The sequence below is a fragment of the Nostoc sp. UHCC 0252 genome (genome assembly GCF_034931145.1).
Taxonomy (GTDB): domain Bacteria; phylum Cyanobacteriota; class Cyanobacteriia; order Cyanobacteriales; family Nostocaceae; genus Nostoc.
In genome coordinates, this window is sequence record NZ_JAYGHE010000023.1 from 1 (window position 1) to 6,256 (window position 6,256).

Consider the following 6,256-nt stretch of genomic DNA (forward strand, 5'->3'; position numbering starts at 1 on the left):
TTGCCCGATGTGTTGCCACAAGCCCTAGAGGCAGCGCTGGCGATTCGATCTGAGGAGTATCGTGCCGAAACCCTGAGTGCATTAGCTCCTGGTTTGTCACAAATGCCGAATGCCAAACTTTTCCCTCTCTGGCAAGATACACTTCATGAGTTATCTATTCGCACTCGCCCTAATTTGCTGCAAGATATTAAGGTATTGTTTCCAGTTATCTTTGCATTAGGTGGCGAAGCAGCAACGGCAGAAGTTGCCCGCGCTATTGTAGATGTGGCGCGATGGTGGAAATAATTTTTAATTCGTAATTCGTAATTTAAGAGAGTTAGATTTAATTTGAGTTTACAGACTTGCATCTGTAGCCTGATTTTTGTTAATTGGTATAAGGGGATACAGGGATGAGGATTTATAATTTTAAGCAAAGTGCGATCGCCTTTTACAGCTACTCAACCATCAATCAGGTATCGAATTTACAAACTCTCTCTGGTGTCGATGAGTGAGCGATCGCAATTAGTCATAAAATCATCAGAGAAATTGTCTAGACTGTCGATGAGCGATCGCCATGATGGGTTTTAAGCAACTTCTTTAGGTGACATTTTAATTTCTACTTTTTGATTTAAAGCTGCTGCAATCCGAGCCAATATAGACAAAGAATGTCCCTCATAGTCAGCATCTTCCAATCGAGCAATAACTGACTGAGTAGTACCGACTAAATCAGCTAGTTGTTGCTGGGTTAATCCCGCTTCTTTACGTGCATCGTAGATGATTTGAGATACCTGAACATTTATTGATGATTCTCTAACCATCTCTTGTAATTCTGGATCTTCTTTCATCATTCTTTTAATGATTTTCAGTGCATCATTAGTTTTCTTCATCTGTTCCTTCTTCTGGTTCGATACAAGTATGAATTTCTGAATTGAGTATGAATAAATTTTTGTATGTTAATGCTAAATCAATTTCTCGATCTGGAACTTGGTTATCCTCTTTAATGATGGCATGAGCTAAAATCACTACGTTTTGACCATGAAAAAAATATAGAATTCTATACTGTACTCTGATGTGCTTGGCTCTTAGTTCATAAATACCATCACGCAGAAAATCTGCGGCGGGTCGTCTTAATTCAAAACCATACTCAGCTAATTGCTCAATTCTGGCGATGCAGTTTGCATATCCCTTACGATCCTGTTTAAGTAATTTGTTTAGCCACTTTAAGACTGGAACTTCTCCTCTATCATCCTGAAAGAAAATAATCCGTGTTTCTGGCATTGTCTGGGATAAGCTTACGCATACTATTAATTTTATCGCAAAAATGCGATTTTAGTGATTAGGCAGCTGCTCTGCATGGGAATGCTGTTACTTATCGTTAAACTATAGCGCTTCCCAGTTTTTAGCTCTAACTGAACCGTTGCACTGCAAAATTTGTATGAGTTGATTTTCATCATCAATCTCGTAACGAACTCTATAATCACCAATCCGAATACGATACTCGTTATCAAAACCTTTTAACTTGACAATTCCATTACATCAAGACGTGGTTCTAAAGCAAGATTTTGGATTTTTTCAATCACACGCTCAATCACATCATTTGGTAAGTTATCAATCTGCTTTTGTACCAACTTTAGTTATATTTTTGTCAAGCTGAAGTCTTTGAGTTGTGTTTCAGAGCAAATGCATCTAAACTTCAGACCTGTGGGGTACAACGTAGCAATTAGATTTACCTGAATTGCGATCGCACTTCCACAACACGAGGATTATTTAGAAGGAAGTCATAGCGATCGCCATGCAATTTTGGGAAAATTGTACATTAAGAAATCAACCGCAACATCTAATCCCCATCTGTAGCATCGGAGGCTGGAGTTTCTACTTCTAAGTTATCCCCTTGCTTCTTTACTGAAAAGTCAGGCTCATTTTTGCTACTTTGAGCTAGTCCAGCAGCACCAGCGATCGCAGTTCCTGCAAGTCCAAGTCCAGCAGACCATTTGGCATCAGTGATTTTTGGCGAGACTAAAACAGCAACAGCAATAACCGCTCCGATAGTTGCCATAAACATGGGGGTTATAGCTCGAATTACTTCTGGAGTAAATTTCATAAAGGTAAGTCCTAAAATTTGTTTTGTTCATGAGGTAAATACGCGGCGACACATCCCAATTCCAGAATCTGTCACTAATTTTTTTACTAATTGATGCGCTTGTTCCCAAAACTATCGCATCGAGCAGTTATATCAAGTTCGGCTTAATACTTATGTCATTGCTAGCAAAGCGTGACAATCCCAAACCTTTGCGATTGCTTCATTCCACTTCGTTGCATTCGCAATGACATATCGTAAGGGATTTGCCGAACTTGATATTACGTAACAAAACTGCATAGAAAAACCTCCCACGTTGGGAGGCTTAAAATTTAGCGGAGACAACTTAAACTACTGCGTAACTACAGCAATCACTCCTCCTAATGCAGAGAAAACGGCGGAGACGGATGCTGTAGCAAAAAGCCACCAAGCTGCTGATGCTGCGGCTTTGCGGGTTTCTTCCGCTTGTCGCTGTGCTTGCTCTTTCACCTGTTCTAGGCGACGTTGAGCTTCATGCTGGATGCGTTCTGCACGTTGCAATACTGTGTTACGGGCGCGTTCAATTTGGTCGATGATGCGGTTGGCATCTTCTTGTGAGATGTCCTCACGAGAACTCATAATTGCCACTAGGGTATCACGATCAAAAGAAGATAGGCGATCGCGCAGGGCATCAAATCCCGCTTGAGGATCGTCAAAAAATGTGCGGACATCGTGTTTGATACTATCGTAATTTAGTTCTGGGCGATCCAGGGAGTTAAGATAGTTGCGAATCCGGGCAAAAACCCCATCAATTGCATCTTGAATGCCTCGTTGGATATTCCGCACTTGTTCTACAAATTGATCCCTGACGGATACCATGTTATCGGCAATCCGCGCTGCTTCTTCATCAGACATATCTTCCCGAATTTTCAGCAGGGCGACGATGGTATCACGGTCAAAATGGGCAAGGCGATCGCTAAAACTTTCTACGCCAACTCGCGGATCGTGCAAGAGGAGTTGCAAGTCGCGTTTGATACCTTCAGGATTGAGTTCTTCTTTACCAGTTTGGCGCAGATACTCTTCCAAATAAGTTTTGAAGTTTTCCGCTCTTTGCTGGGTACGGGTAGCTAAACGACGAGGCGCACGCACAAAGTTACGAATCGAAGTTTGTGTAGAATCAATGATTTCATTGATTTGTTCTTCACTCAAGTCTTGACGTTGACTGAGCAATTTCACCAGTGTATCTCGGTCTACCCGCGACAACCGCCGACGTAGTGCAACGGCTCCCTCTTTGGGATTTTCAAACAATTTGGTCAAATCTCGCCCAATACCTTCAGGATTGAGTTCTTGTTTGCCAGTATTCCGTAGGTAATCTGCGATCGTCGTGGTAACAGAGTCGTATTGCTCTTTGGCTTTATCCACTACAGCTTGAGGTGTGTGGCGAATATTATGCCACGACTCCTCAGCCGCATTGATGATTTGGTTGACTTGATCTTCACTCAAATCTTGCCGTTGGCTCAACAATTGCACCAAGGTATCGCGGTCAAAGCGAGACAACCGCGCCCGAATTGAGCTAATTCCAGCTTGGGGATCTTCCAGTAGCCTTTTGAACTCTGCGCGGATGGCATCAGGATTCAGTTCTGATTTCCCTGTATTACGCAGATATGATTCTACATTCAACCACAGGGTTTCTGCTTGATACTGCGCCTGTTCAGCTAATCCTTTGGATTCTACCAAGACGCGATCGCGCTGTTTTTCCAATTCATCCAGAATGGCATCTACTTCATATAACTGGACATCATTACGTTCCAGCAATATCGTCCGAATTTCTTGGCGATCGAGGTGCGCTAGTCGCAATGTGAGGGTTTCATAATCTGCATCTGGGTCTTGCAACAGAGGTTTAAAAGTCTGTTCAATGCCTTCGGCTGTCAACTCTGCTTTCGGAGTAACGAGCAGATAACTTTCCACTGCGCGTTGCAAGTCTTGGACTATCTCTCTTTCTTCAATACCTGTAACTGTCACCAGCACTTCTTTGCGGACAACTTCTAGCCGATCTGCAATGCGCTGAATTTGGGCTTGGGTAAGTAGTCCCCGTTGTTGCAGGATATTAACGAAATCGTTACGTGATAGGCGCTCCAGTTCTCTGCGGACTATTCCAGGGTCAGCTGCTGGGTCGTAAATCACATCACGAAATTCTTGGGTGATTCTTTCTGGGCTTAGTTGCCAAGCATAAGTCGTATGCAGATAGTTTTCCACATCAGCCCGAATTGGGCTATAAGGTTGTGATGGTGTTGGCAACCCTAGCTTATCTGCTTGTTGGGTGACTTTATCTTTAGCAGTAGTCAGGCTACCCAAGATTTTTTCTACATCCAAATCAGATAAATCTGCTCGTCCCAAAACAATGCCGGTTAAGGCGGATAGCCCCTGCTGGATTGTACTTTGAATTGGCCCAGTAGTAGATGCCTTTTGGTCAGCTTCTTTGGAACCACGCGTTTCTGCAACTAACCGATCTAGTTTGGCGTTGAGTTCATCGGTCTTGCTTTGTCCTGCTGGAACTGATTTCAGATAATCCATTAATTCACCCAGACGGTCTTGGTCGGGTAATTGCTGACTTACTACCTGTTGCCAAACTTTATACAATGTATCAGCAATGCGAGTCACGTCTTTTTTGGAAAGATCGGTGCGGCTGCTGACTAAATCGATAAACTTTTGGCGATCAATGTTGCGAATATCTGGAGTCCCTGCGATCGCTTTTAATTGCGGATCGTTGAGTAAATTTTCAAAGTCACTCCGAATTTTCGATACATCCAACTCTGGGGGACGTAGCTTGTCTAAATAATCTTCTATATTCTCCCGAATACTTCCAGGGTCGATACCGCTTCCCAATTCTCGACGGACGGCGGCGGCGGCGGCTTCAGCTGTGGCGATAACTTGGTTATTTACAGCTTTAGCGCCCAGTGCGGCGGTAGCTGTGCCCATAATCGCCTGAAAACCGGACGTAGCCGTATTCACCACTGAGCCAATTAAGGAACCCACAGTAGTGGAGCTGACCCAAACAAGGAGTAAAAAGTAAGCACCCCAAATCACCAAACCGAGAATCGCTCCCAATGCTGGATCTAAGATTACAAGGCTTAATTTTACTGCCAGAAAACAGGCAATTAATAAAGCGATCGTTACAGTGACTAACGTCCAAATCCCTACTGCTGTGCCGATTTTGCGAATGCTGCCGCCCAAGCTTCCAGCTTCCCCAGAATCTGAATCCGAGTCAGATGAGTGCCCCAGGTAGGAAATACCGGCTGCAAGGGAGAGATTGGTTAGAACCAATTGAAAAGCAAAGGCTAGGATCACACCGGAGATTAAAGCCACGAAAAAGCGCGGCCCGGAAAAAAGACCTGATGCCTGTGCTGGCGTGAGGTTTGAGGGAGCTACTGGAACCTGTGCCACCCATAATAGTGGTTTGTAGAGTCCCAGCATGATTTCCGTACTTTGGAACATTGTATTTCCTTCTACTAAGTTTAAATTTGGGGAATTAAGATTTTCTTGAGAAGCAACTCTTAGTATTTTTGTCTGTATCTATGGCAATACCTAACTGTTTAGTTCAGAATCGTAGAATTTAGCTGTTTAAAGCATCTCTCCAAGGGCTGAAAACTTTATCCAGCAAAAGATATAATTTTTATTATCTAGCGGTAAAAATATTAAATGTGTATTTAAAATCTGGTTACTTAATTTACTGTCACATTCTTCATTTTAACAGCTTAATCACAACGATTGATGCCGTTGCAACTATAGTTTAACTACTAGAACTTTACATTTATTTATAATTATTTTTTTATCACCCTCTAAGGGTGGATTTGTTTGCACCAGACGTTGTTGATTATCGTCCACAAGAAGTGCCTGTAGTTTGTGCCTACAGGCAGAAAGAAATCTAGTTATAAAAAGCTACATTAAAGTTAACAAATCAATTGTTGACAACAAGACAACATGATGGCAGGAATGGCAACTCATTATTCTAGAGATTTGCCGATACTTGCAACAAAATAATTTGCTTTGGGATTTAATCGGTTCTACTATCCAACGTGATGTTTTACATCTCATTGGCTACTAGAAATAAAACATCTAAAAAACTGCGAAATTTTGGAGAAAAAAATGGCTACTCAAGAAACTCGCTCTACTACAGATTTACCACCAGTTGCAGCAGAATACAACGGTGTAGATCGCAAT

7 protein-coding genes are annotated in these 6,256 nt (G+C 42.5%); 2 read left to right on the plus strand and 5 right to left on the minus strand.

Annotated features, from left to right (window positions below):
* Both VB732_RS15245 and VB732_RS15250 read left to right on the plus strand, forming a co-directional pair.
* A partial coding sequence (locus VB732_RS15245; RefSeq protein WP_323231712.1) for a hypothetical protein occupies positions 1–285 on the plus strand: 285 nt, incomplete at its 5' end.
* Between the two features lie 129 nt (positions 286–414).
* Positions 415–567 (plus strand): hypothetical protein, encoded by a 153-nt coding sequence (locus tag VB732_RS15250; protein WP_323231713.1) that lies wholly within the window; start codon positions 415–417, stop codon positions 565–567.
* Here VB732_RS15250 and VB732_RS15255 read toward each other — a convergent pair.
* The 5 genes from VB732_RS15255 to VB732_RS15275 all read right to left on the minus strand — a co-directional run bounded on the left by VB732_RS15255 (position 564) and on the right by VB732_RS15275 (position 5,530).
* Positions 564–866: a helix-turn-helix transcriptional regulator gene (locus VB732_RS15255; RefSeq protein WP_323231714.1), complete on the minus strand. Its 303-nt coding sequence runs from the start codon at positions 864–866 to the stop codon at positions 564–566. The genes VB732_RS15250 and VB732_RS15255 overlap by 4 nt on opposite strands.
* Positions 853–1,257, minus strand: a complete 405-nt coding sequence (locus VB732_RS15260) for a type II toxin-antitoxin system RelE/ParE family toxin (RefSeq protein ID WP_323231715.1) — start codon at positions 1,255–1,257, stop codon at positions 853–855. The genes VB732_RS15255 and VB732_RS15260 overlap by 14 nt, the downstream gene beginning before the upstream one ends.
* Positions 1,258–1,359: 102 nt before the next feature.
* Positions 1,360–1,506: a type II toxin-antitoxin system RelE family toxin gene (locus tag VB732_RS15265; protein ID WP_323231763.1), complete on the minus strand. Its 147-nt coding sequence runs from the start codon at positions 1,504–1,506 to the stop codon at positions 1,360–1,362.
* A 310-nt stretch (positions 1,507–1,816) separates the two neighbouring features.
* Positions 1,817–2,080 (minus strand): hypothetical protein, encoded by a 264-nt coding sequence (locus VB732_RS15270; RefSeq protein WP_323231716.1) that lies wholly within the window; start codon positions 2,078–2,080, stop codon positions 1,817–1,819.
* A 327-nt stretch (positions 2,081–2,407) separates the two neighbouring features.
* Positions 2,408–5,530 carry an MFS transporter gene (locus tag VB732_RS15275; protein ID WP_323231717.1) on the minus strand — a complete coding sequence of 1,041 codons (3,123 nt, stop codon included), beginning with the start codon at positions 5,528–5,530 and terminating at the stop codon, positions 2,408–2,410.
* Between the last annotated feature and the right edge of the window lie 726 nt (positions 5,531–6,256).

Excerpts from the sequence above, each read along its gene's own strand:
- VB732_RS15270 (WP_323231716.1), bottom strand. The coding sequence starts at position 2,080 with ATGAAATTTACTCCAGAAGTAATTCGAGCTATAACCCCCATGTTTATG.
- VB732_RS15255 (WP_323231714.1), bottom strand. The coding sequence starts at position 866 with ATGAAGAAAACTAATGATGCACTGAAAATCATTAAAAGAATGATGAAA.
- VB732_RS15260 (WP_323231715.1), bottom strand. The coding sequence starts at position 1,257 with ATGCCAGAAACACGGATTATTTTCTTTCAGGATGATAGAGGAGAAGTT.
- VB732_RS15275 (WP_323231717.1), bottom strand. The coding sequence starts at position 5,530 with ATGTTCCAAAGTACGGAAATCATGCTGGGACTCTACAAACCACTATTA.